The sequence below is a fragment of the Alloalcanivorax sp. C16-1 genome (assembly GCF_046507805.1).
Classification (GTDB): domain Bacteria; phylum Pseudomonadota; class Gammaproteobacteria; order Pseudomonadales; family Alcanivoracaceae; genus Alloalcanivorax.
In genome coordinates this window covers 80,376-102,969 of the sequence record NZ_JBKFTK010000002.1, presented here as the reverse complement: position 1 = coordinate 102,969, position 22,594 = coordinate 80,376, and the positions used below count along the sequence as shown (strand labels likewise).

Here is a 22,594-nt window from a genome sequence, read left to right as displayed (position 1 = left end):
AACCGTTACCCCATGGCCAGCATGTCCAGACCCTGTGTATCCATCAATTCCAGGGCCTTGCCACCGCCACGGGCCACGCAGGTGAGCGGGTCGTCGGCGATGATCACCGGCAGGCCGGTTTCCTCGGAGAGCAGCCGGTCGATGTCGCGCAGCAGCGCGCCGCCGCCGGTGAGCACCAGGCCGCGTTCGGCGATGTCGCTGGCCAGTTCCGGCGGCGAGGCTTCCAGGGCGTTCTTGACCGCGTTGACGATCACCGACAACGGATCCTTGAGCGCTTCCAGGATTTCCTCGGAATTGAGGGTGAACTGGCGCGGCACGCCCTCGGCCAGATTACGACCGCGCACGTCGATTTCCAGGATCTCGCCGCCCGGGTAGGCGGTGCCGATCTCGTGCTTGATGCGCTCGGCGGTGGATTCGCCGATCAGGGAGCCGTATTCCTTGCGCACGAAGGCGACGATGGCCTCGTCGAAGCGGTCGCCGCCGGTGCGCACGGATTCGGAGTAGACCACGCCGTTCAGGGAGATCAGGGCGATCTCGGTGGTGCCGCCGCCGATGTCCACCACCATGGAGCCGCGCGCCTCTTCCACCGGCAGGCCGGCGCCGATGGCGGCCGCCACCGGCTCCTCGATGAGGTACACGTCGCGAGCGCCGGCGCCGAAGGCGGAATCCTGGATGGCGCGGCGTTCCACCTGGGTGGATTTACAGGGCACGCACACCAACACCCGGGGCGCGGGCGGGAAGAAGCCGGTGTCATGCACTTTTTTGATGAAGTACTGCAGCATCTTCTCGGTCACGTCGAAGTCGGCGATCACGCCGTCCTTCATGGGCCGGATGGCGGTGATGTTGCCCGGCGTGCGACCCAGCATCCGCTTGGCGTCGGCGCCCACCGCCGCGACGCTTTTCTGCGCGCCGTGGTGGCGAATGGCCACCACCGAGGGTTCGTCGAGGACGATACCGCGGCCGCGCACGTAAATAAGGGTGTTGGCGGTGCCAAGGTCGATGGAAAGGTCGGTGGAGAACATCCCCCGAATGCGCTTGATCACGGACATCCTGGCCTGTTTCCTGAGAGTTCGAAAAGAAGAAGCGGGGCCGCCGGCGGGGATCGTCACGCGCCGGCAACAAGATGGCGCAACTCTAGCAACGGCGGGGGGAATCGGCAAGGAGAGCCGCCCGTCTCCGCGGGCCGCGTCGCCACTTCGTATCCACAAGGCACCCCCGGATGTGGTATTTTCCCGCCTTTCCCCCAGATTTGCGGAGAACCCCATGGCCATTGATTCCCGGGTGGTGGCGCGCGTGGCCCATCTGGCCCGTTTGCAGGTGGACGACGGCGAGAGCGAGGCGCTCTCCGAGCGGCTCAACGAAATCCTCGGCATGGTCGATCAGCTGCAGCAGGCGGACGTGGGCGAGGTGGAACCCCTGGCCCACCCCCTGGAGGTGAGCCAGCCCCTGCGCGACGACCAGGTCGATGAGCCGGACGTGCGCGACAAGGTGCTGCCCCTGGCGCCGGCCAGCGAGGACGGCTGTTTCCTGGTACCCCGGGTGATTGAGTAACCGCCATGCATGACAAGACCCTGACCGAACTGAAAGCCGGCCTGCAGGCGAAGGATTTTTCCGCCCGCGAGCTGACCGAGCACTTTCTGGACCGTATCCAGGCCCGCGACGGCGAGCTGAACAGCTTTATCACCGTCACCCGCGAGCAGGCCCTGGCCCAGGCGGATGCCGCCGACCAGGCCATCGCCGCCGGCGATCACCGCCTGCTCACCGGCCTGCCCATCGCCCACAAGGACATTTTCTGTACCGAGGGCGTGCGCACCAGCTGCGGCTCGCGGATGCTGGACAACTTCGTGGCCCCCTACACCGCCACGGTGGTGGAGAACATGGCCCGCGAAGGCGCCATCATGCTGGGCAAGACCAATATGGACGAGTTCGCCATGGGCTCCTCCAACGAAACCAGCTTCTACGGCCCGGTGCGCAACCCCTGGGACACCGAGCGGGTACCCGGCGGCTCCTCCGGTGGCGCCGCCGCCAGCCTGGCGGCGCGGCTGACCCCCGCCGCCACCGGCACCGACACCGGCGGCTCGATCCGCCAGCCGGCGGCCCTGAACGGCGTCACCGGCCTCAAGCCCACCTACGGGCGAGTGTCCCGCTGGGGCATGATCGCCTTCGCCTCCAGCCTGGATCAGGCCGGCCCCCTGGGCCTGAGCGCCGCCGATTGCGCGCTGATGCTGCAGGCCATGGCCGGTCATGATGCCAAGGACTCCACCTGCCTCAACGAGCCGGTGGACGATTACCTGGGCGGCCTGGACCAGAGCCTGGACGACCTGCGCATCGGCGTGCCCGAGGAATTTTTCCCGGACAATCTGGACGGCGCCATCGCCGACAACGCCCGTGAGGCCCTGCGCGAACTGGAAAAGCAGGGCGCGAAGCTGATCAAGGTGTCCCTGCCCAGCATCAAGCTGTCGGTGCCCGCCTACTATGTGATTGCCCCGGCGGAGGCCAGCTCCAACCTTTCGCGTTTCGACGGCGTGCGCTTCGGTTACCGCTGCGACGATCCCAAGGACCTGGAAGACCTGTACAAGCGGTCCCGCTCCGAGGGTTTCGGCGCGGAAGTGAAGCGCCGCATCCTGGTGGGCACCTACGCGCTGTCCGCCGGCTATTACGACGCCTACTACAAACGGGCCCAGAAAGTCCGCCGGCTGATCCGCGACGACTTCGCCCGCGCCTTCAAGGACGTGGACGTGCTGATCGGCCCCACCAGCCCGGAAACCGCTTTCCAACTGGGTGCCAAGGCCGACGACCCGGTCAACATGTACATGGCGGACGTGTTCACCATCGCCGTGAACCTGGCCGGCCTGCCGGCCCTGTCCATGCCCAGCGGCTTTATTGATGGCCTGCCCGCCGGCACCCAGGTGATCGGCAACTACTTCCAGGAAGGCCGCGTCCTCAATGTGGCGCACCGCTACCAACTGGCCACCGACTGGCACCTTCGGATTCCGGGAGCGTTTCAATGAGTTCCTCTCTCTTTAACGGCTGGGAAGTGGTGATCGGGCTGGAAGTGCACGTGCAGCTGGCCACCCGCTCGAAGATTTTTTCCGGCGCCAGCACCGCCACCGGCGATGAGCCGAACCGCCACGCCAGTTTGATCGACCTGGGCATGCCCGGCACCCTGCCGGTGGTCAACAAGGAAGCGATCCGCAACGCGGTGCGCTTCGGCCTGGCGATCAACGCGGACATCGGCCGCCGTTCCGTGTTCGAACGGAAAAATTATTTTTATCCGGACCTGCCCAAGGGCTACCAGACCACTCAGCTGGCGGAGCCCATCGTCGGCGCCGGCGAAGTGCTGATCCGTCTTGAGGACGGCACCGAGAAAAGCGTGCGCATCCACCATGCGCACCTGGAAGAAGACGCCGGCAAGTCGCTCCACGAAGACTTTCATGGCCAGACCGGCATCGACCTGAACCGGGCCGGCACGCCGCTGATCGAGATCGTCTCCGAACCGGACATGGGCAACGCCGAGGAAGCGGTGGCCTTCGCCCGCCAGCTGCACGCCATCGTCACCTCCCTGGGCATCTGCGACGGCGACATGTCCCAGGGCAACATGCGCTTCGACGTGAACATTTCCGTGCGCCGCCCCGGCGAGCCCCTGGGCACCCGCACCGAGACCAAGAACCTGAACTCGTTCCGCTTCATGGAAAAAGCCATCAAGCTGGAAGTGGAGCGTCAGATCGATGTGCTCGAGGACGGCGGCGAGATTGTTCAGGAGACCCGTCTCTACAACGGCGACACCAATACCGCGCGCTCCATGCGCACCAAGGAAGACGCCAACGACTATCGCTACTTCCCCTGCCCGGACCTGCTGCCGGTGCTGGTCAGCGAGGAGGACATCGAGGCCCTGCGCGCGGAAATGCCGGAGCTGCCGGACGCCCGCAAGGCGCGCTTCATGGACGCCTACCAGCTGTCCGATTACGACGCCGCCCTGCTGGCCGCCTCCATCGCCACGGCGCGCTATTTCGAGACCGCCGCCGACCACGGCGGCGACGCCAAGCTGGCCGCCAACTGGGTGATGGGCGATCTGGCCGCCAAGCTCAACGCCGAGGACCTGGACATCGCCCACTGCCCGGTGCCCGCCGAGCACCTGGGGCAGCTGATCCAGCGCATCAAGGACGGCACCATCAGCTCCAAGATCGCCAAACAGGTGTTCGAAGCCTGCTGGGCCGGCGACGGCAGCCCGGATCAGATCATCGAATCCCAAGGCCTCAAGCAGATGAGCGACAGCGGTGAACTGGAAAAAATCATCGACCAGATCATCGCCGACAGCCCCGCCCAGGTGGAGGATTACCGGAGCGCCGACGAGGCCAAGCGTAAAAAGAAAATCGGCTTCTTCGTCGGCCAGGTGATGAAGGCCACCCAGGGCAAGGCCAACCCGCAGCAGGTGAATCAGCTGCTGCAGGAGAAGCTGACCCCATGAGCGAATCCCGCGTCACGCTGTCCATCGAAAACCACATCGCCACCGTCACTCTGAACCGGCCGGACAAATACAACGGCCTGGACCTGGAAACCCTGCAGGCGCTGGTGAAAGCCGCCGGCGCCCTGAAGAAGAACCGGGACGTGCGGGTGGTGATTCTGCGCGGCGCGGGCAAGGCGTTCTGCGCCGGCCTGGATTTCGGCACCGTCACCAAAACGCCGATGAAGATGCTGCTGGCGTTCACCAAATTCGGGGTCAGGAAAACCAACCTGTTCCAGAAAGCCTGCTGGGCCTGGCGGGAGCTGCCGGTGCCCGTGATCGCCGAGCTGCACGGCTACTGCTACGGCGGCGGCCTGCAGCTGGCCCTGGCCGCGGACTTCCGCGTCGCCGCGCCGGACTGCGAACTGTCGGTGATGGAAATCAAATGGGGGCTGATCCCGGACATGACCGGCACCGTCACCCTGCGCGAGCTGGTGCCCCTGGACGTGGCCAAGGAACTGGCCATGACCGGCCGCCGCTTCGACGCGCTGGAAGCCAAACAACTCAACCTGGTGACCCGGGTCGCCGAGGACCCGCGCGCCGAAAGCCTGGCCCTGGCCCGCGCCCTGCTGGAACGCTCCCCGGACGCGGTGAGCGCCACCAAGGCCCTGTTCCAGCGCACCTGGAACCAGTCCGAGGACCAGGCCTTCCACGAAGAATCCCGTCTCCAGTTCAAGCTGCTGCGCGGCAAAAACCAGGGCGAAGCCATGGCCGCCAACCTCAAGAAACGGGCCCCGGCCTTCCGCAACCGGCAACGGAATTACTGAGCCTTAGATCCCCTTCCGTGGCCGTATTTTCCAAATACGGCCAATATACGGCCAATCACCATGTCCAGGGGCGATAACGAGGAACACATTCTGAGCGCCCTCCGGGAGCCGTGGCCCCGCCAGCCTGCAGGACATTCTTGAACGCCTGGCCGGGCGGGTCCTGAGCCGCCTCCGCCGGATCACACCGAACACGACGTGCAAATCGTGGGCACCGGCCAGGGGGCGCGGCCCGACGTCTAAAAGCGCCACTCGAACTTCAGACTGGCGGCGTTTTCCTGGTAGCTGTAAAGCCAGTCCACATTGCTGCGCACCCGGGTGTGCTCCAGATTAAGGCTGGGCACCAGGCCGGCCAGGGACCAGCGCGGCGCACTGAGTACCGCGATGTGACGCTGCTCCCGATCCTCGCGGCGCGCGTCGAGCAAAGCGCTGTAGGCGTCGTAGCGCTTTTCGCGAAGCGATGCGAACACGGTCAGATCGATGCCTGGCAGCAATGGCTTCGCCACGCCCAGGCGCACGCCGTATTGCCGGTAGGAACTGATCGCCTCACGGGTGTCACGATCCAGTCCATCGAACCCGCCGAACAGGGTCCAGTCCGTTCCCAGCCGATGCCACAGGGTGGCGTACAACGCCCGCGAAGGCCCATCGAAACGGGCATAGGCGTCCCTGTCATAGCGCAGATGCTTGTGCTCCGCTTCCAGCTTGAAGGCGGTGCGCGGCGAGCGGTAATGCATCCATTCGGCGCGCCCGCCCCAGGCCTGGTAGAGCGCGTCATTGCCGTAATCGGTGTATTCGAACAGCGGCGACAGCGCGTAACGGTTGCGCGCGTTCCGATACCGGTAGCCGGCGGCCAGACTGTAGGTGCTCTGATTGTAGATGCTGTGATCCCGATAGCGGTCGCCATAGGCCAACCCGCGCAGGAACAGGCCGTGGTGGCCCGGCAGAAAGAGCGTTTTTTCCACCGCCGCCTCGAAGCCCAGGCTTTCGGTTTCGATGGCCTCCGGCGCCGACCGGCGGATAAAGCAGGCACCATTGCTGAACATCAGCAGACAGGTCTCGCTTTCGGAACTCAGGTTCACGTTGTCACTGTAGCCCGGGCCGGCCGCCAACCTGCCCTGCCAGCTGCCCCGTTCGGCGATCGCTTGCAGAAACGCGGTGACCGTAGCACGCACGCCCTCCACCCGAGCATCGCCGTCGGGCAGTTGCTCCCGGATGGCACGGAATCGGCGGCGCGCCTCCCAGGTCTCATGGTTCTCGAACAGCACCCGGGCCAGTTCCAGCCGGCCCGGCAGGAAGTCCGGTTTTAGTGCCAGCAAGGTACGGAACTCCGCCTCCGCGGTGTCCAGCTCGCCGCGCAGGCGCGCCAGTTTACCCTGGGCATAATGCAGCAGCAGTGGATCCGGATTGTCCAGCGCCCGGTAGGCATCCAGAAAACGGGCCGCCGCCAACCAGTTCCGATGGCGTAACGCCACGTACAACGCCCGGCCCAGATCGTCGCGGTTGTTTTGTACCGCGTAGGTCCTACCGTTAATGATCAAATCGGGCAGTGGCCGGTCCTTGGCGCGTTCCTCCTCCAGCAGGTCCTGTTCACGTTCCCGGGCGGAACGTTCCAGGCCCTGGTTCAAGCGAAGCTCGGTGTCCTGGTCCGCGCCATGGACAGCCGGAACAGGAAGGATAAAAAGCAAAAAAACGAGGCCGTAAACGCCACGCACTTTGTAGCCCAACGAGGAGCAGAAAAGAAAAGCCATGGGGCAGCGAAATCCTTGCGACGGGAAGGCCGGTCGGTGTCCTTTCCGAAGCCGGCCTGGTCAGCGAACGAAGCGGGTGTTAGCGGGCCCCACCAAAGGCGGTGTCGTAGTCGCTGTTGCCGCTGAAGGTGGCCATGCCGGCCAGGGCGGCGGCGTTGCTGCCGTAGAATTCACCCACGCTGACGCCGGTCTCGGTACCCGCGCCACCAATGGCGGTCGCGGTGCCGGCGAACGAGGAGCCACTGATGCTGGCGTTTACATCAACGTAGAGCCCGGCATTACTGAAATCACCGGTCACCGTGTTGCCGCTGAAGTCCGCGGTCAGAGTCCCGCTGAGCGCGCCACCGGCGGTATGTTGATTGATCCCGGTCACCGTGTAATCCACCTGGCCGGTAGTCGGCATGGTGGCGTCCACATTGCCCTTCTCACCCACGTAGTACACGGCCCGGTGCTCGAAGTTCGGGCCACCGGCTTCGGACCATTCGCCGAACCAGACGTCCTCGCTGCCGGCCTGGGCGAAGCTGAACACGCCCATGCCGCTGTGATCGGGATCGTCCACGTCAATCGGCGAGCTCAGGGTATGCACTCCGTCGATATCGGAGGGTGAGAAAGCGGACAGAAACTGGAAATCCACCTTGTCATCGATGTTCATGGAGTTGGTTTCCACGCCGATGCCGGCCAGGCCCGACGTGTGCGGCCCGGCGTCCACCGTGGAGGTACCGGCCTCCACGTAGGTGTTGTCGCTCTCGCCGCCGACCACCGCCGCCTGGGTAAGCGAAGCGGCGGACAGGGCCGCCACGGCCAGCGCCGCTTTGAAGGTCATCTCTTTCATTGCTCTACTCCTTGATCCGTTATTGATGGACACTTACGGAAATGCGAAGAGTTCGCATTCTCATATGGATAACGAGAGCGGAGACGCGCTTTTTCATTGCCGACAGAAAATTTTAGTGGCCCATCACAAAAAAACCGGGCCCGAAGGCCCGGTGGGTCATGCACCAAAAAAACGTAACGGCTTAATACTCGTCGATGGTTACCGTCCAGCCCGGTTGTTCCCGTACGCTGAAGCCGCCGCGGATGTTGCCGTCCTTCAATCGCTGCAGCATCTGCGCCGCTTCCATAACGCTCGTCGGTGGCGTCTCACCCGCGATGTTGACCCGATACAGGAGTTCCACGGTCTCCCCTTCGGCGATCACGTAGCCATCGGTCACGGTTTCACCGCTGGCCGTATCCAGGAACGACGCACTGTAATTCATATTCTCCGAGCCGCTGTCCACGTTCACCAGCGTATAGTCACCGCCGAAGGCGGTGAGCCGGAAACGTTCCACGTCGATGTCCGGGCCCTTCCAGGGGTATAGGTGCGAAATATTGAAGGCATTACGCAGGGTAAGCGGAAAGAACGCCTGCACATCGATCGCGGATGGCTGCGCCGCCAGTTTTTTTGAAGGGACTTCCATCAACAAGGTCGGATAACTGGCCCGTTCCACGGCATGGACCGTGGCCGTGAACGGTCCGGCGAATTCGCTGCCGTCGTAGACCTGATACTGGAACACGAAAACGCCTGGCAGCGTCGGAGAAAACGCGGGGCCGGCACACGGCCACTCCGTAAAAGCCTCGATACGTTCCCGGAAGGCCGGCCAGCTCTCCTGACTCGCTGGCGTCCAGGGTTCCACGCAGGTGCCCTCGCCACGGGTATCCATGCCGGAGGACGAATTCACCTGCATGCGATTGCCCGCCGGAGCGCTGACCAGGGTCCAGAGGTGACTGAGGGTATCGCCGTCCGGATCGGTGCTGTCCGCTTCCAGTTTGAATTGGTCGGCCCGGAACCCGGTTGTGCCACTGTCCAGCCACTGATGAGTGATCGCGAAAGGCTGCAACGGGTCGTAGTTCGGATATTGCCGCTCCGCGCCAAACCGGTTCTCGTAGCCGGCCTGTCCGGAGGTTCCCTTGTACAGCCGGGTGATCGGTGGCGTATTCGTGGTTTTCGCCAGCACCACCACTTCGTAGAGGCTGTTGCCCGGCGTGTAGCTGCTCCGCGCGCCATGTTCGTCGGTGACCATCAGGGCCACCACATAGGCACCGGCCCGATCCGGGGTCAGCGCGGGAAACGCCGTATTGGCGCGTTGTAATTGTGCCTGGCTGTTATCCGGCTGCTGGACCAGCGTCCACTGATAGCTCAGACGGTTATCGTCCGGATCGGAGCTGCCCTCACCGTCCAGGGTAATCGGATTGCCCACCAGGGTGGTGGGTGTGCCGCCGGCGATCGCCGCCCGGGCGGAAGGCGCCCGGTTGGCGCCCAGGCGCGCGGTGAAGGTCTCCTCGGTGGAGGCCTCGGCTTCACCGTCGGACACCGTCAGCCGCACCCGGTAGTTGCCGTCCACGGTGGGGGTGAAGGTGGCCGGGCAGTAGGTGGCGGAACAGTAGCTGCCGGGCTCCAGGCCATTGGCGCCATCCGGATCGTAGCCGCTCGGGTGGGCGACCATCTCCCAGGTGTGCGTCAGGGCGTCGCCGTCCACATCGTAGGCGCCGCTGCTCACGGTGACCTCCGCGCCGCGTTCCGCTTCGAACGTATCGCCGTTGCCCGGGTTGATCACCGCCACCGGCGCGGTGTTGGCTTGCCCGTCCGCGGGGGCAGCCTCGATACGCGCGCTGGTGCAGTTCCGGGAGACGCCGTCGAACACGCACAGCTCCACGTTATAGCGGCCCGAGCCATAGGCGGAGTCGGCCACGAAGCGGGTCTGGGCGCTGGTGGTGCTGCTCAGTTGAGCGTTGGAACCGCGCGGCAGGCTCTGAATGAAACGCCACCGGTATTGCAGGCTGTCACCGTCCGCGTCCTCGCTGCCGCTGCCATCCAGTTCCACGGTGTCGCCACGGGTTACGTCAGTGGGTGCCTGAATACGCGCCACGGGGACGGCGTTGGCCTCGACGATATTGATGTCCACGGTGTCCGGCTGGCTCACCTTGTCGCCATAGCGCACCACCAGCCGGGCCTGGTAAAGCCCGACCTCATCGGCGGTGAAGCGAGGATAAACCTGGCTGCCATCGTCCAGCTCCGCCGCGCTCCCCCCGGGCTTTTGCGTCAGCGTCCAGTCATAGACCAGTTGGCTGGCATCACCACCGTCCGGCGGCAAGCTGCGTGAGCCGTCCAGCTGCACGGTACCGAGAATCCAATTGATCTGGTCGGGCACCACCGCCAGCGGGTTGGGATTAAGGGCGGTGATGGTCACCCGGCTGGCACTGGTGTCGCCGCTGCCGGCGGTGCCATCGTTGACCACCAGGCGAATCACGTAGGTGCCGGGCAGGTCCGGGGTGAAACTGGCCCGGTCGGTGTCGGCGCCGTCCAGGGTGGCTTCGCTGCCCTCCGGGCGACTCAGGAAGCGCCATTCCCAGGTGGTGATGTCGCCGTTGGGCGAAGTGCTGGCGCTGCCGTCCAGTTGCACCGTGCCTTCACCGGCGTTCACTTCCAGGATGTCGGCGCTGGCGCGGGCCTGGGGGCGGTCCACGGCGTCGCCGCCCCCTCCGCCACCACCACCGCCGCAGGCGGCAAGCGCCAGCAACAAACAAAACAGGGACATTGATCTGATCAGCACGGCCATAAGGGGTATCTCCCAAGGAAAGCGTCGCACCCTTTGAGGGTGATTCTCATTTACAGCCCTATAACGAGTCAGACGCCGGGATTTTTCACCCCGACGAGAAACGCTGAAAATTCCCTGGCCGGGCTTCGTTATTAGGGTGGATGCATCACCTTGGGAAAAAACGCATGTTGCCTCAATGTCTGGCGCGGCCCGCTGTCGCGCTGCTTGTCCTTTCGCTGGTAGGGGTCGCGGCACCCGCCGGCGCCGATACCCTGCCCCATGATCTGACACCGCTGGGCATGTTCCGGCAGGCGGATTGGGTGGTGAAGGCGGTAATGCTCGGCCTGCTGGCGGCCTCGTCGATCACCTGGATCGTGCTGCTGGCCAAGAGCCGGGAACTGGCGGTGCTGATGCGCCGCCAGCGGCGCGCTCTGGCCGCGCTGACGCAGGCGGCCAGCCTGGAACAGGCGGAGGACGAGGACCACGATGCCGGTCTCTTCCTGGCCACCGCCCGGCAGGAATGGCGGCTCTCCAGCGCCGTGCTGGACGACCGGGAGGGGCTCAAGGAGCGGATCGCCGCCAGCCTGCAACGGCTGGAAGCGGCCAGTGGCCGGCGCGCCGGTCGCGGCACCGGGGTACTCGCCACCATCGGCGCCACGGCACCGTTCGTGGGCCTGTTCGGCACCGTCTGGGGGATCATGAACAGCTTTATCGGCATCTCCCAGGCCAACACCACCAACCTGGCGGTGGTGGCGCCGGGCATCGCCGAGGCCCTGCTGGCCACCGCCCTGGGGCTGGTGGCGGCGATTCCGGCGGTGATGATCTACAACCATTTCGCGCGGCGCCTGCAGACCTACCGGGCGCTGGTGGGCGACACCAGCGCGGCGGTGCTGCGGCTGGTGTCCCGGGACCTCAGCCGCCGCGCCGCCGCGCCGGCCGGGGGCTGAGCCGTGGGCCTGCGCATCGACCACGACGACGAACTGGCGGAACACCACGAGATCAACGTCACCCCGTTCATCGATGTGATGCTGGTGCTGCTGATCATCTTCATGGTGGCGGCACCACTGGCCACCGTGGACATCAAGGTGGATCTGCCGGCGGCCAGCGCCGCCCGGCAGGACCGCCCGGACGACCCGCTCTGGCTGACCCTGGCCGAGGACCATTCCCTGACCCTGGGCGAGACCCCGGTGGCCGACGGCGGCCTGGCGGCGGCGCTGGCCAGCGCCAGCGAGGGCCGCGAGGATCCGCGCATCTTTCTGCGCGCGGACAGCCGGGTGGATTACGGCACTCTGATGGGCACCCTGGACCGCCTGCGCGAGGCCGGCTACCTGAAGGTGGCCCTGGTGGCCCGGGACGGCGCGAGCGCCGGCGATGAATGACCTGAGCCGGCCGGGGCCGTCCCAGGCACCACTGGCGCCGGTGGCGCCGCCGCCCGACCTGCCGGGGGCCGCCGCCGGGCCGCGGCTGAGCGCCGACACCCGGCGCTGGCTGAGTTCCACTTTATTGGTGACCCTGGTGTACGCGGCGCCACTGGGCTGGTGGCTGTGGCGAGCACCACCACCGGCGATGGACAGCGCCCCGGCGGCGGCGATGGTGGTGGAACTGGCGCCGCTGGCCACCTCCCCGGCCAACCCCACGGAACTGCCGCCGGGCCCTGAAAGCCAGGCCAACCAGGCCTCCCGGGCGGCGCCCCCGGAACCCCGACCTGAACCCCGGCTTGAACCAAAGCCCGAACCGGCCACGCCCCCCGCTCCGGCACCCCCCACCCCCGCCGAGCCGGAGGCGGTACTGCCCGAGGCGGAGCCTCAGCCCGAGCAGAAAGAGCCTCAGCCCGAGCAAGAAAAGCCTCAGCCCGAGCAGAAAGAGCCTCAGCCCGAGCAACGGGCGCCCCAACCGGACCCGACGCCGGAACCGCCACCGACCGAACAAGCGGCGGAATCCCCCTCCCCGGAAAAGGCCTCCAGCGACGCGACGGCCTCCACCGCCAGCGCGCCGCCGGACGCCGCCCGGCAATCGGAACGGGCGGCGGCGCCCCGCCAGGGCGTGCAGCGCCCCATGGCCGATCTCAACCAGGTGCCGAGCTGGCGGGACACCTTGCTGCGCCGGCTCAACGAGGCCAAGCGCTACCCGTCCCGGGCCCGGCGGCTGCGCCAGGAAGGCGTGAGCTATCTGCGCTTCGAGATGGACATGGAAGGCCGGGTGCTGGCCAGTGGCATCGCCCGCAGCTCCGGCTATCCGTTGCTGGATCAGGAAACCCTGGCCCTGCTGCGTCGCGCCGCCCCGCTGCCGCGCCCGCCCAAGGCGCTGGCCGGGCAACGGCTGGAGTTCGTGGTGCCGGTGGAGTTCTTCCTCAGTAACTCACGGTGACGCCGAGCCGGGCGGTGCGGCCCGGCGCCGGCACCATGCCCAGGCTCAGGGCGTCCAGATAATACTGGTCGGTGACGTTGTCCACGTTGAAGTCCACCGACAGGGTGTCGTTGGGCGTCCAGGTCACGAACGCATCCAGAATCGAATACTTGTGCCAGGGGATCGGGCGGGCGAAGCGGCCGGCGGTCTGATCGTTGTACTCCGGCACCCGGTTGCGGGCCCCCATCCAGGTATTGCGCGCGCCCACTTCCAGGCGCCGGTCGAACAGCCGGAAGCCGAGGGTGGCGTTGGCCTGCCAGTTGGGCGGGATCATATTGTTGATGTAGCTGCTGGCCACGCCGTAATCGGTGCAGCGCTGGCGCCGGTAGCTGCCCTCGTGGCACAACTCGATGTTGTTGTAGCGGGTGCCGCCCAGTTCCGTGTAAACCCAGCCCAGATCGTATTCCAGGGACAGTTCCAGACCGTGGAATTCCACGCTCTCCAGGTTCTGAATGCGGAACAGCGCCGCGTTCTGGCCGATGCTGGTGTCGTCCCAGGTATTGGGGAGCGTGCGGGTCAGGTAGTCCTCTGTGCGATTCTGGAAATAGGCCAGCTTGAGCCGCAGCGCGTCGCCACCGGCGAACAGGTCGTCCTTGAGAATGTTCATGCCCACCTCCTTGTTCTCGGCGCGCTCCGGCTTGATGCGCTGGCCGGGCGCGGCCGCCACGGAAAAGCCGGTGGTGGTTTCGAACAGGCTGGGCATGCGCAGGGCCTCGGAGTACTTGGCGAAAAACTGCAGGCCGCGCAGCGGTTCCCACAGCAGACTGGCCATCGGCGCCGAGCCGGAATCGCTGAAATCGTTGTAGAGCGGATCGCAGGCGCCGTCGCCATCGCCGTCCACGCAGAAATCGCTGGTCGGGTCATCGACCTCGGTGGGTCGGCGGTCGGAGGACTGGTAACGGGTGTAGCGGATGCCCGCGTCCAGCGTCAGGGTGGGCACGAAGGTCCATTTCACCGCCAGGAAGCCACTGGTTTCCTCGCGCTCGCCATCGCGCAAGCCAAAGCCGTCACCGTCCTGGTAGCGTTTCGGTTCCACTTCCTCCCGCTGCCAGGCCAGGCCGTAACGAAACTGCAGGTCACCAAAGCGCGGCACGGAGGTGGTGTTGCTCAAATCACCGCCCCAGCGCTGATAGATCTCGGTGCCGGGGCGCGCCTCCAGCAGCGCCAGCATCTCGTCGGAGTAGCTGTTGTTGCGGCTTTCCGTGTCGGTGTGCCAGACATGGCTGTCGATATCCAGCCAGTCATTGCCCAGCGGCTGCCACTGATAGCGGGCGGTGTAGGTGTTGGCGATGACCTCGGAAGGACGGGTCTGCTTGATGCGGCCCAGCCACAGCAGCTCCGAGGGCATCAGCTCCCCGTACTCGCTGTCGTAGCGCAGGTAGCTGAGGTCCAGGGTGTGCTCGTCGCTGGGATAGAGTCGGGTTTTGAGCAGCAGGGACTCGCTTTCGAAGTGGGTGTTGACCACTTCCTCGCCACCGCGGATGCGCGAAGCGCCGTCCACGTCCGGGCGGACTTCGGTGTAAAACCCCCGGTCATAGCGCTCCGACAGATCCAGGCCGGGCGTGGGGCCGTGTTCACCGGCGAAGTAGTTGCCCTGGCGACGTTGCGCGTACGCGGCGACCAGATCGGCGCCGGCCAGACGCCGGGTCGCCGCCAGACTGCCGGCGTGGCCGTCGAAGTCCAGCAGTCCCGGCCGGTCCATGGAGCCGTCCGGCGGATAGGCGTTGTCCAGATCATAGATGCCTTCGCACAGCGAGCTGCCCGGCAGGCAGTCGGTGCGGTAATGGGACGGGGTGCCCAGGCCCCCCACGTTGTAACCGGCCTGGGTGCCGATCGGCGCCGGCGAGCCGCTGTTGTTGCCCACCAGGCTGCCGCGTAAACGCAGCCCCCAGTCGTTGCCGGGTTTGGCGATGTCGTCGGCGTTCAGGGTGCGCATGCTCACCAGGCCACCGATGGCACCGGTGCCGCTGGCACCCATGGTGGGGCCCTTGTCGATTTCCACGCCGCCGATCAGATCCGGATCGATATAGCTGCGACTGGTGACCCCGGCGTAGCCCCGGTAGACGGTGGTCTCCTGGCGGGCGCCGTCCACCAGCACCGGCACCCGGCCCTGGCCCTGCATGCCGCGGATGTTGATATTGAGCCCGCCGCTGTTGCGGTTCTCCGCCACCAGCACCCCGGTGGTGCCCTTGAACATATCGCCCACGGACAGGCCACGAAAACGTTCAATGTCCTGCTGGCCGATATAGGCGGAGGAGCCGGCGGTGGCGTAGGGCCGGTCCGCGGCGGCGGACTGGCGGGGGCCATCGCCCTGCACCTTCACCGCCGGCAGCATCCGGGCATCGCCCAACCCGCTCAGGGCACGTACCACCACGGTTTTGCCGGCGCCGAAGTACCAGCTCAGACCGGTGCCATCGAGCAGCCGGTCCAGAGCGACCGGTACCGGCAGCCGGCCGGCCACCGGCCGGGAACGGCGCTCGCCCAACTCATCGGCGTCGGCGGTGACCTGGTAACCGGACTGCTGGGCGAAGCGGTCCAGGGCGCCGGGCAGGGACTGGGCGGGAATATCGAACTCGGTGCCCTCGTCGGCGAGCGCGCCGCCGGCCGGCAACAGTGCCATCAAGGCCAGCACGCAAAACGCCAGCGGCCAGAACGGCGGCGACGGCCGTCGGTGGTCCGGTCGGTCACTCAGTATCATGCTTCCTTGTCTCCCCGGGATGCGAATGTGAATACGACGCATTGCAATGCGATCACGGGGGAACAACGAATGAGGCGGGGCGTTTTTTCAGGGAGCGGTCAAATCAAAGCACGATGCGCAGAAGCGGCGTGATCCGCAGCACGCGGCCACCGTGGGGCTGGACCATGGCCGCCAGGGCGGCGTCCACGTCGGTGAGGTCGTAGCTGCCGGTGACCCGGCGCGCGGCCAGGGCGCCGTCGGCGATCAGGATGTAACCGCGGGCGTGGCGTTCCAGGGTGTCCGCCAGATCCGCCAGGGTGCGGTCCTGTACGAACAGCCGACCCTGGCGCCAGACCGCCACCCGGTCCGGCGCCGACCGTTGCACGCGGGCGGCGCCGCTGGCGCGGTCCAGGGCCCACTGGTCGCCGGGCAACAAATGGCGGGCCCGCCCGCCCCGGTAACTGACCGCCACTTCGCCGTGGCTGACGCCGACGCCGTAGCTGCCGTCGCCCTCGCGGACGCTGAAGGCGGTGCCGATGTCCCGGGCCCGCACCTCATCGGCCACCACCAGAAAGGGGCGTGGATCGGCGGCCACCTCGAAGAAGGCTTCACCGCGCAGCAACCGCACACGGCGCTCACCGTCGCTGAATGCCTCGGCCAGAGCGCTGTCGGCACCCAGCACCACGGCGCTGCCATCGGACAGCGTCACGGCGAGCGTCTGCCCCACCCCGGTGCGATAATCCGCCTGCCAGTAACGCCAGGCGGCGGGCATCAGGGCCAACAGCAAACAGGCGGCCAGCGCCAGGGCGGCCCCGCGCGGCCAGCGCCGGTGGCGGACCGGCGCCTCGCCGTGCCCCGGCCATCGCTGCCGCTGCACCGGCAGGTCGCCGATCAGCGCCCAGGCCTCGCTGACCCGCCGCCAGGCGTTCTCGTGGCGCTCATCCCGGGCCCGCCAGTCGGCGCAGGCGCGCCGCAGGGCCGGGTCCCGCGGCGCTTCGTCCAGCCGCAGCTTCCAGTCACTGGCCTCACGCAACAGCGCGTCGTCGGCGGGCTTATCGGAATGTTCCATGTTCGATCCGGGGCTGGGCTTCGTGGCGCGAAACCGGGCTTAGGGCCTGCCCTAATCCAGGGCGGCGGCAAGATGCGCCATGGCGTCGCGAACCAGGCGGTGGGCGGTGGCCGTGGACACCTCCAGCCGCTCGGCGATTTCCGCCAGAGTATAGCCACCGACCCGGTGCATTTCGATGGCCAGACGCTGGCGCCGGGGCAAGCCGTCCAACACGCCGGCCAGGCGATCCAGACGGTCGTGCTGCATGGCGGTCTGCTCGGGGCTGCTTTCTTCGCGCGGCTTGAGCCACTCCACCGTTTCTTCGTTCTGGTGGCGGCTCTCCATGGCCGAGCGGCGGGTGAAATCAATCGCCAGGTTGCGCACGATGCGGTACAGGTAGGCCACGCCGGAACCGGTCGGCCGCCGACCGTCGGGCACGAAACGCAGAAAGGCATCCTGAACCAGGTCCTCGGCACGAGCCCGACAGCCGACGATGGAGGTGACGTAGTCCACCAGCGCGGCACGGTGATCCAGATACGCCTTGAGATTGCTGTCGGTGTATTTCACCCGTTCCCCACCCGCTTGATAAAGGCTCCTTGCCGAACCCTGGTCGCCGCCCGAGGACACCGAATCTAAACAAAAATGATTCTCATTACAATGATCTCCCGGACAGACACTCTCAAGCGGCAACAAGCTGAACGGTCAGGTGGTGGTCCCGTCCAGCCCCCGCAGCCCCTTGATCAACCATCGGTCCAGAGAAAGCGGCCCCCCACCACGCCCCACCAACGGCAGCAGCAGCGCCGCCCAGCTCAGATGGGTCGGCCAGGCGTCCGGATAAACGAAGACCTGGATCACCAGGGTCATCGCCAGCAACGCCAGAGCGGACAGCCGCGTGCACAAACCCAGAACCAGCAGAACCGGAAACAGATGCTCGGCGTAGGTGGCAAGATGGGCGGCCCACTCGGGCGGCAGAACCGGCAACGCGTATTCGTAGCGGAACAGGGTGTAGGTGCTGTCCTTAAGCGTCAGCCAACCGTCCACCTTGGTCCGCCCGGAAAGAAAGAACACCGCCGCCACGGCGACACGCGCCAGCAACAACAACAAGGCTTGAGGCAGCATACGGTGCAGCCATAAGGCGCTGGCACGGGCGAGCCCGCTCGGGGATAAAGGCATACCGCTTTCTCCTTTCATTGGGGGTTGGTCCGGCCTAGGGCGTCGGCCTGGCGTGCCACCGCCGTGAAGGCTCCGGCCTTAAGCAGCGCGGCGATCAATAACGACAAATCCGTACCCGGATGAAGAGCCAGCGCCTCGGCGGCGGCCTCCATCACCGGCCGCCCCAGGGCACAGGCGTTCAGCAACGCGACGCCCGCCGCCGACAAGGGTTGCCAACGGACGCTGGCCTCCGGGCGCGTCAACAGGGCGCCCTCGCCGTCCCAGTTCAGAGCGGCGGGCGGTGTCCGATGCTCACGGTTGGCACGCCAAAGCGTGTAGGCCGGCACGCCCTCGAACCACGCCCAACGGGCCGCCGGGTGCGGCGCCAACACCAACCGCGACAAGGGCTCCGGCGCCAGCCCCGCGATGGCTTGCGCGGCCGTCACCGGCGCATCGGCGGCCACGTGGGATTCCTGCCAAAGGCGATCGAGCCGTGCCACCGCCGGTAAATAGGGCAACGCCTCGGCGGGCTTGAAGTGGGTAAGGAAAACCGGGAAATCCGCGCCATAAAGAAACAACCGCGGGTCCCCCGGCGGGTGCTCGCGGGCGTAGACGGTAGCGGCGGCGCGTAACCAGGTCTCGCCCACCAAACGTGTTACCGCCGGATACCCGGCTTGCAGCGCATCCACGCACCCTTTCAGAACGGTATTGCGGTAAACCCGCCAGCCCGGCGCCTCCGAAGCCACCGACGGGGCGGACAGCCGCGCCACCACCCGGGTCTGAAATTCAGCCAGGGTCTGATCGGACATGGCCCGCCCCCTCGCGACTCAAAAGCTGCTGCGCGCGTTGCCGCTCCGCCAATAGCACGTCGAAGGCGGGCAAGTTGCCATCCCGCTCGATCAGTGTCGGTCGCGGGCCGGCCCGCTCGATCACCGCCCGGTACAGGGACCATACCGGCTCGGCCACGGGCGCATCGTGAGAATCAATCAGCAAAGCACCCTCGTCCTCGCCCTCGCCCTCGCCCGGGTCGACGGTGTGGCCCGCCAAGTGAATTTCCATGACCGCGTCAAAAGGAAAACCGGCCAGACAGGCGCGGGCGTCGAAGCCCAGATTGTGGGCGCTGATATAAAGGTTATTGAGATCCAGCAGCAGGCCACAGCCGGTACGTCGGCACAGGCTGTCGAGAAACTCGGGTTCACCGTGGCGGTGTTCGGCGAGTGCCAGATAATGGCTCGGATTCTCCACCGCCAACCGTCGGCCAAGAACATCCTGAACCCGGTTGACGTTGTCGACCACCGCCTGCAACGCCGCCGTGGTGCGCGGCACCGGCAGCAGATCCGGGTAGTAATGCCCTTGATGCCGGGACCAGGCCAGATGCTCGGAGACGAGAAATGGGTTTAGCCGCTCCACCAGGGCACGCCAGCGTGCCAGGTGGGCCGCGTCCGGCGGGGCCGGCGACGCCAAGGACAGCGCCACGCCGTGCAGGGAAAGAGGATGTTGCTCGGCGACGGCTTGCAGCCAGGCGAGCCGGGGCCCGCCTTCCACCATATAGTTTTCCGGGTGGACTTCGAACCAGATTCCCTCGGCCCGGCAATCCAGGGCCTCGGGAAAATACTCCGGCTTGAGGCTGACGCCGGCGCCCGGTGTGGGCGCGGCCACCGGGATCAGGATTCCATGGGTTTCAGAGAGCCATGCCCTTTCGGCGTTTCGATGGAGGTGCAGGTGCCCGCCGGAACCAGTTTCCAGGCATTGCCCTGATAATCCACCTTCGAGGTCCCCGCGCACGACGTGCCGGGGCCCGCGGCGCAGTCGTTCTGGCCGGCCATGGCCACGCCGTAACATTTTTCCATGTCCTGCTTGCCATCGTGGTCGGCGGCGGCCAGGGCCGCACCGGAGGCCAGGGAGGTGAGCAGAAGCGTGGTGGCGGAAAGAGTGCGTTTGTTCATGCCAGTCTACCTTTCGAGCATCAAGGAACGCGCCGTGGCGCGGAACCGGGCCGAATGCCCGGTTCCTCCCTGAATTCGTCAGCGCTGGCCGTTCGGTTACACGGCGTTGGAATTTTTTTCGACTTCGGGATAGTTGGAAGGGAACAAAGCACGCTGGGCCTGCTCATCCATGTCCGTCTTGAAGTCGTGGTCCTGCCCCACCGCCCTGGCGCGGGCCGCCGCCGGACGGGCATCGATGCGTTGGTACAACGCATGCAGGCGCGGATAAGCGGCCAGTGGGTCCGCCTCTCCAGGCAGGACTCGCGGCGCCCGCTCCAGCCACCCCCAGAGGGAAACATCGAGAATCGAATACGACTGACCCAGTACATAGTCACGGCCATCAAGATGCTCTTCCAGCACCCGATAGTGGCGCTCCACTTCACGGCGATAGCGGTTGATGGCGTAGTCGATTTTCTCCGGCGCGGCGTGTTGGAAGTGCACCGCCTGACCGCAAAAAGGCCCCAAACCGGAGGCGATGAAGAACAACCAGGAGAGCAGTTCCGGACGGTCTTCCGGGCGCCCCATCAGGGCGCCGGTTTTGTCACCCAGGTACAAAACGATGGCGCTGGAATCGAACACCCGAGCCGGCTTCCCGCCGGGCCCATCGTGATCGACGATGGCCGGTACCTTGCCGTTGGGGTTGATGGCACGAAATGCCGGATCATGCTGCTCGCCCTTGCGCGTATCCACCGGCTTGAGCCGGTATTCCAGGCCGGTTTCCTCCAGCATCAGCGCCACTTTGGCCGGGTTGGGTGTGGGGTGAAAATAGAAATCGATCATGATGGCTCCCGGGATTTTTCATTTTAGAACAGTTGATCTAGAATAAAGCCAGACCGTATGGGATGACAACGTTTCGCCCTTCCCGCTTCTCAAATGCCACCGGAGCTCACACCCGCCATGCCTCGCCCCAGAGAGTTCGACGAGACCCGGGTTCTGGATGCCGCCATGCATTGCTTCTGGCACCAGGGTTACGAGAGTACCTCCGTGCGCACCCTGGCGCGGAGCATGAACCTGACCAGCGCCAGCCTCTACAACACCTTTGGCGACAAGCGCACGCTCTACCAGCAGGCGCTGGCGCGTTATGTGCAAACCGGGTTCGAGGAGCGGGTTCGCCGCTTCGAGCAACAGCCACCCAGGGCGGCGCTGCGCGCCTTCTTCGAGGACGTTGTCGAGCGCTCCCTCCGCGACGATGAGCACAAGGGCTGCCTGCTGGTCAATTCAGCCCTGGAACTCGCCCCCCACGACCCGGATTTTCAGCGTGCGATCAATGCGGTTCTGCGGCGGGTGGAAGCTTTTTTCCTGCGCTGCGCCAAAGCCGGCCAGCGTGACGGCAGTATCGCCGACCGCCACGCGGCGACGGATCTGGCGCGGTTTCTGCTCGGCGTGCTGATGGGTATTCGCGTGCTGGCGCGCACCCGCCCGGAACCGGCCCTGTTGCGCGGCCTGATCAAACCGGCGCTTGCCCTGCTCGACGATGACGCGTGATTTTTCCATGACTTCCGTAACCGAACCGGCCTATGGACCGAATTGACAGTGACGCGGAGCAGCGGCGCCGGGAGCAACAGCTCCAGACGCTGTTCCTGGCCGGGCTGGACGGCGATGCGCGGCAATACCGGCGCTTTCTCGATGCCTTGAGCGGGCACCTGCGCACTTATCTGCGGCGGCGTCTGTTCGACCCGGACCGGGAAGCGGAAGACGTGCTGCAGGAAGTGTTGCTCGCGGTGCACAACGCTCGTCATACCTATCGCCGCGAGCAACCGCTGACCGCCTGGGTGTACGCCATCGCCCGCTATAAACTGGCCGACCATCTGCGCGCGCGGTCGCGCCGGGACGCGAACAACGAGCCGCTTGATGACCAGGATTCGCTGTTCGCTCTCGACCAGAGCGAGCCCGCTCAGGCTCATCGCGACCTGCACAAGCTGCTGGCGCAACTGCCTGACCGGCAGCGGCTGCCCATCCTGCATGTTAAACTGCGCGGATTATCGGTAAAGGAAACCGCCGACCTGACCGGATTATCGGAATCGGCGGTAAAGATCGGCGTACACCGGGGCCTGAAAGTCCTGACCGCGCTGTTGCGAGAGAACCGATGAAGACCGATGACCTGATCACTCTGCTGGCCAATGGCACCGAAGCGACCGAGCGTCACGCCGTGGGGCGGCGCCTGACCGTTGCCGTTCTGATCGGCGCGATGCTGGCACTGGCCCTGGTGGCCGGGCTGTTCGGGATCAATCCGGCGCTGCCCCGGTGGGTGGGCACGCCGCTGTTCTGGTGGAAGCCGGCGCTGCCGGCCCTGTTGCTGATTGTCGGGCTGGCCTGCGTCGGTCGTTTGGCGCGCCCGGGTGGCACCCCCGGACGGCTGGCGGTGGTCCTGCTGGTGCCCGCGGTGGTGATGTGGGTGGCGGCGCTCTATCCATTGTCCACCGTGCCGGCGGCGGAGCGCCCGGGTCTGATCCTGGGGCAAACCTGGCGCACCTGCGCGCTCAACATCGCGATGCTGTCCCTGCCGGCCTTCGCCGCCAGCGTCCTGGCGTTGCGCCAGTTGGCGCCGACCCGGCCGCGGGCGGCGGGCGCCGCCGCCGGACTGGTCGCCGGCGCCATTGCCACCCTCGCCTACAGTTTGCATTGCCCGGAAATGGCGCCGCCGTTCTGGGCCATCTGGTATCTGCTGGGCATGGCGATACCGGTGTGCGCCGGGGCGCTGCTCGGCCCGCGCCTGCTGCGCTGGTAACCGGCGCCGG

22 protein-coding genes are annotated in these 22,594 nt (G+C 66.2%); 10 read left to right on the top strand and 12 right to left on the bottom strand.

Annotated features, from left to right (window positions below):
* Positions 1-5: 5 nt before the first annotated feature.
* Positions 6-1,043 (bottom strand): rod shape-determining protein, encoded by a 1,038-nt coding sequence (locus tag ACLD0W_RS07650; RefSeq protein ID WP_138774288.1) that lies wholly within the window; start codon positions 1,041-1,043, stop codon positions 6-8.
* Between the two features lie 220 nt (positions 1,044-1,263).
* Here ACLD0W_RS07650 and gatC point away from each other — a divergent pair, with 220 nt between their 5' ends.
* The 4 genes from gatC to ACLD0W_RS07630 are packed head-to-tail and all read left to right on the top strand — an operon-like array spanning position 1,264 to position 5,271.
* On the top strand, positions 1,264-1,551 hold the full coding sequence (gene gatC, locus ACLD0W_RS07645) for an Asp-tRNA(Asn)/Glu-tRNA(Gln) amidotransferase subunit GatC (protein ID WP_410306902.1): 288 nt from the start codon (positions 1,264-1,266) through the stop codon (positions 1,549-1,551).
* 5 nt (positions 1,552-1,556) lie between these two features.
* Positions 1,557-3,011, top strand: coding sequence for an Asp-tRNA(Asn)/Glu-tRNA(Gln) amidotransferase subunit GatA (gene gatA, locus ACLD0W_RS07640; protein ID WP_410306901.1), 1,455 nt, complete (start codon positions 1,557-1,559; stop codon positions 3,009-3,011).
* Positions 3,008-4,468 carry an Asp-tRNA(Asn)/Glu-tRNA(Gln) amidotransferase subunit GatB gene (gatB, locus tag ACLD0W_RS07635; protein ID WP_410306900.1) on the top strand — a complete coding sequence of 487 codons (1,461 nt, stop codon included), beginning with the start codon at positions 3,008-3,010 and terminating at the stop codon, positions 4,466-4,468. The genes gatA and gatB overlap by 4 nt, the downstream gene beginning before the upstream one ends.
* Positions 4,465-5,271, top strand: coding sequence for a crotonase/enoyl-CoA hydratase family protein (locus ACLD0W_RS07630; RefSeq protein WP_410306899.1), 807 nt, complete (start codon positions 4,465-4,467; stop codon positions 5,269-5,271). Before gatB ends, ACLD0W_RS07630 begins: the two co-directional genes overlap by 4 nt.
* A 236-nt stretch (positions 5,272-5,507) precedes the next feature.
* Here the strand turns inward: ACLD0W_RS07630 and ACLD0W_RS07625 are convergent, their stop codons facing one another.
* From ACLD0W_RS07625 to ACLD0W_RS07615, 3 genes are all read right to left on the bottom strand, one after another.
* A complete protein-coding gene (locus tag ACLD0W_RS07625) occupies positions 5,508-6,893 on the bottom strand; it encodes a surface lipoprotein assembly modifier (RefSeq protein WP_410306898.1) in 1,386 nt (461 codons plus the stop codon).
* Positions 6,894-7,095: 202 nt separating this feature from the next.
* Complete coding sequence (locus tag ACLD0W_RS07620) at positions 7,096-7,848, bottom strand: Slam-dependent surface lipoprotein (RefSeq protein WP_410306897.1); 753 nt, start codon at positions 7,846-7,848, stop codon at positions 7,096-7,098.
* Between the two features lie 181 nt (positions 7,849-8,029).
* A complete protein-coding gene (locus ACLD0W_RS07615; protein ID WP_410306896.1) occupies positions 8,030-10,609 on the bottom strand; it encodes a PKD domain-containing protein in 2,580 nt (859 codons plus the stop codon).
* Positions 10,610-10,773: 164 nt separating this feature from the next.
* Here ACLD0W_RS07615 and exbB point away from each other — a divergent pair, with 164 nt between their 5' ends.
* Genes exbB through ACLD0W_RS07600 form a run of 3 tightly spaced genes read left to right on the top strand, consistent with a single transcriptional unit; the run spans position 10,774 to position 12,955 of the window.
* Positions 10,774-11,535, top strand: coding sequence for a tonB-system energizer ExbB (exbB, locus tag ACLD0W_RS07610; protein WP_410306895.1), 762 nt, complete (start codon positions 10,774-10,776; stop codon positions 11,533-11,535).
* 3 nt (positions 11,536-11,538) lie between these two features.
* Positions 11,539-11,967, top strand: a complete 429-nt coding sequence (exbD, locus tag ACLD0W_RS07605) for a TonB system transport protein ExbD (protein ID WP_410306894.1) — start codon at positions 11,539-11,541, stop codon at positions 11,965-11,967.
* Complete coding sequence (locus tag ACLD0W_RS07600; RefSeq protein WP_410306893.1) at positions 11,960-12,955, top strand: TonB family protein; 996 nt, start codon at positions 11,960-11,962, stop codon at positions 12,953-12,955. The genes exbD and ACLD0W_RS07600 overlap by 8 nt, the downstream gene beginning before the upstream one ends.
* On the opposite strand, the gene ACLD0W_RS07595 is transcribed toward ACLD0W_RS07600, so the two are convergent.
* The 8 genes from ACLD0W_RS07595 to ACLD0W_RS07560 form a co-directional block, all read right to left on the bottom strand.
* Positions 12,939-15,692, bottom strand: coding sequence for a TonB-dependent receptor domain-containing protein (locus tag ACLD0W_RS07595; protein ID WP_410306892.1), 2,754 nt, complete (start codon positions 15,690-15,692; stop codon positions 12,939-12,941). The genes ACLD0W_RS07600 and ACLD0W_RS07595 overlap by 17 nt on opposite strands.
* A gap of 103 nt (positions 15,693-15,795) precedes the next feature.
* A complete protein-coding gene (locus ACLD0W_RS07590; protein WP_410306891.1) occupies positions 15,796-16,740 on the bottom strand; it encodes a FecR family protein in 945 nt (314 codons plus the stop codon).
* Between the two features lie 51 nt (positions 16,741-16,791).
* The gene (locus tag ACLD0W_RS07585; RefSeq protein ID WP_410306890.1) at positions 16,792-17,286 is read right to left on the bottom strand and encodes a sigma-70 family RNA polymerase sigma factor; all 495 of its coding nucleotides are present in this window, start codon (positions 17,284-17,286) and stop codon (positions 16,792-16,794) included.
* Positions 17,287-17,421: 135 nt separating this feature from the next.
* Complete coding sequence (locus tag ACLD0W_RS07580; protein WP_410306889.1) at positions 17,422-17,892, bottom strand: DoxX family protein; 471 nt, start codon at positions 17,890-17,892, stop codon at positions 17,422-17,424.
* Between the two features lie 14 nt (positions 17,893-17,906).
* Complete coding sequence (locus ACLD0W_RS07575) at positions 17,907-18,680, bottom strand: putative DNA-binding domain-containing protein (RefSeq protein WP_410306888.1); 774 nt, start codon at positions 18,678-18,680, stop codon at positions 17,907-17,909.
* Complete coding sequence (locus tag ACLD0W_RS07570; protein WP_410306887.1) at positions 18,658-19,530, bottom strand: DUF692 domain-containing protein; 873 nt, start codon at positions 19,528-19,530, stop codon at positions 18,658-18,660. The genes ACLD0W_RS07575 and ACLD0W_RS07570 overlap by 23 nt, the downstream gene beginning before the upstream one ends.
* 5 nt (positions 19,531-19,535) lie before the next feature.
* A complete protein-coding gene (locus ACLD0W_RS07565; protein WP_410306886.1) occupies positions 19,536-19,817 on the bottom strand; it encodes a DUF2282 domain-containing protein in 282 nt (93 codons plus the stop codon).
* A 96-nt stretch (positions 19,818-19,913) separates the two neighbouring features.
* Positions 19,914-20,636: a glutathione S-transferase family protein gene (locus tag ACLD0W_RS07560; protein ID WP_410306885.1), complete on the bottom strand. Its 723-nt coding sequence runs from the start codon at positions 20,634-20,636 to the stop codon at positions 19,914-19,916.
* A 117-nt stretch (positions 20,637-20,753) separates the two neighbouring features.
* On the opposite strand from ACLD0W_RS07560, the gene ACLD0W_RS07555 reads away from it, so the two are divergent.
* Genes ACLD0W_RS07555 through ACLD0W_RS07545 form a run of 3 tightly spaced genes read left to right on the top strand, consistent with a single transcriptional unit; the run spans position 20,754 to position 22,584 of the window.
* Positions 20,754-21,341, top strand: a complete 588-nt coding sequence (locus ACLD0W_RS07555; protein ID WP_410306884.1) for a TetR/AcrR family transcriptional regulator — start codon at positions 20,754-20,756, stop codon at positions 21,339-21,341.
* A gap of 32 nt (positions 21,342-21,373) precedes the next feature.
* Entirely contained in the window at positions 21,374-21,946 is a 573-nt protein-coding gene (locus ACLD0W_RS07550; protein WP_410306883.1) for a sigma-70 family RNA polymerase sigma factor, read from the top strand.
* Positions 21,943-22,584, top strand: coding sequence for an NrsF family protein (locus ACLD0W_RS07545; protein ID WP_410306882.1), 642 nt, complete (start codon positions 21,943-21,945; stop codon positions 22,582-22,584). Before ACLD0W_RS07550 ends, ACLD0W_RS07545 begins: the two co-directional genes overlap by 4 nt.
* Positions 22,585-22,594 lie beyond the last annotated feature (10 nt).

Bases quoted from the DNA above. Each gene is read 5' to 3' on its own strand.
- gatC (WP_410306902.1), top strand. From the start codon at position 1,264: ATGGCCATTGATTCCCGGGTGGTGGCGCGCGTGGCCCATCTGGCCCGT.
- gatA (WP_410306901.1), top strand. From the start codon at position 1,557: ATGCATGACAAGACCCTGACCGAACTGAAAGCCGGCCTGCAGGCGAAG.
- gatB (WP_410306900.1), top strand. From the start codon at position 3,008: ATGAGTTCCTCTCTCTTTAACGGCTGGGAAGTGGTGATCGGGCTGGAA.
- ACLD0W_RS07630 (WP_410306899.1), top strand. From the start codon at position 4,465: ATGAGCGAATCCCGCGTCACGCTGTCCATCGAAAACCACATCGCCACC.
- ACLD0W_RS07620 (WP_410306897.1), bottom strand. From the start codon at position 7,848: ATGAAAGAGATGACCTTCAAAGCGGCGCTGGCCGTGGCGGCCCTGTCC.
- ACLD0W_RS07615 (WP_410306896.1), bottom strand. From the start codon at position 10,609: ATGGCCGTGCTGATCAGATCAATGTCCCTGTTTTGTTTGTTGCTGGCG.
- exbB (WP_410306895.1), top strand. From the start codon at position 10,774: ATGTTGCCTCAATGTCTGGCGCGGCCCGCTGTCGCGCTGCTTGTCCTT.
- ACLD0W_RS07600 (WP_410306893.1), top strand. From the start codon at position 11,960: ATGAATGACCTGAGCCGGCCGGGGCCGTCCCAGGCACCACTGGCGCCG.
- ACLD0W_RS07595 (WP_410306892.1), bottom strand. From the start codon at position 15,692: ATGATACTGAGTGACCGACCGGACCACCGACGGCCGTCGCCGCCGTTC.
- ACLD0W_RS07590 (WP_410306891.1), bottom strand. From the start codon at position 16,740: ATGGAACATTCCGATAAGCCCGCCGACGACGCGCTGTTGCGTGAGGCC.
- ACLD0W_RS07580 (WP_410306889.1), bottom strand. From the start codon at position 17,892: ATGCCTTTATCCCCGAGCGGGCTCGCCCGTGCCAGCGCCTTATGGCTG.
- ACLD0W_RS07575 (WP_410306888.1), bottom strand. From the start codon at position 18,680: ATGTCCGATCAGACCCTGGCTGAATTTCAGACCCGGGTGGTGGCGCGG.
- ACLD0W_RS07565 (WP_410306886.1), bottom strand. From the start codon at position 19,817: ATGAACAAACGCACTCTTTCCGCCACCACGCTTCTGCTCACCTCCCTG.
- ACLD0W_RS07560 (WP_410306885.1), bottom strand. From the start codon at position 20,636: ATGATCGATTTCTATTTTCACCCCACACCCAACCCGGCCAAAGTGGCG.
- ACLD0W_RS07555 (WP_410306884.1), top strand. From the start codon at position 20,754: ATGCCTCGCCCCAGAGAGTTCGACGAGACCCGGGTTCTGGATGCCGCC.
- ACLD0W_RS07550 (WP_410306883.1), top strand. From the start codon at position 21,374: ATGGACCGAATTGACAGTGACGCGGAGCAGCGGCGCCGGGAGCAACAG.
- ACLD0W_RS07545 (WP_410306882.1), top strand. From the start codon at position 21,943: ATGAAGACCGATGACCTGATCACTCTGCTGGCCAATGGCACCGAAGCG.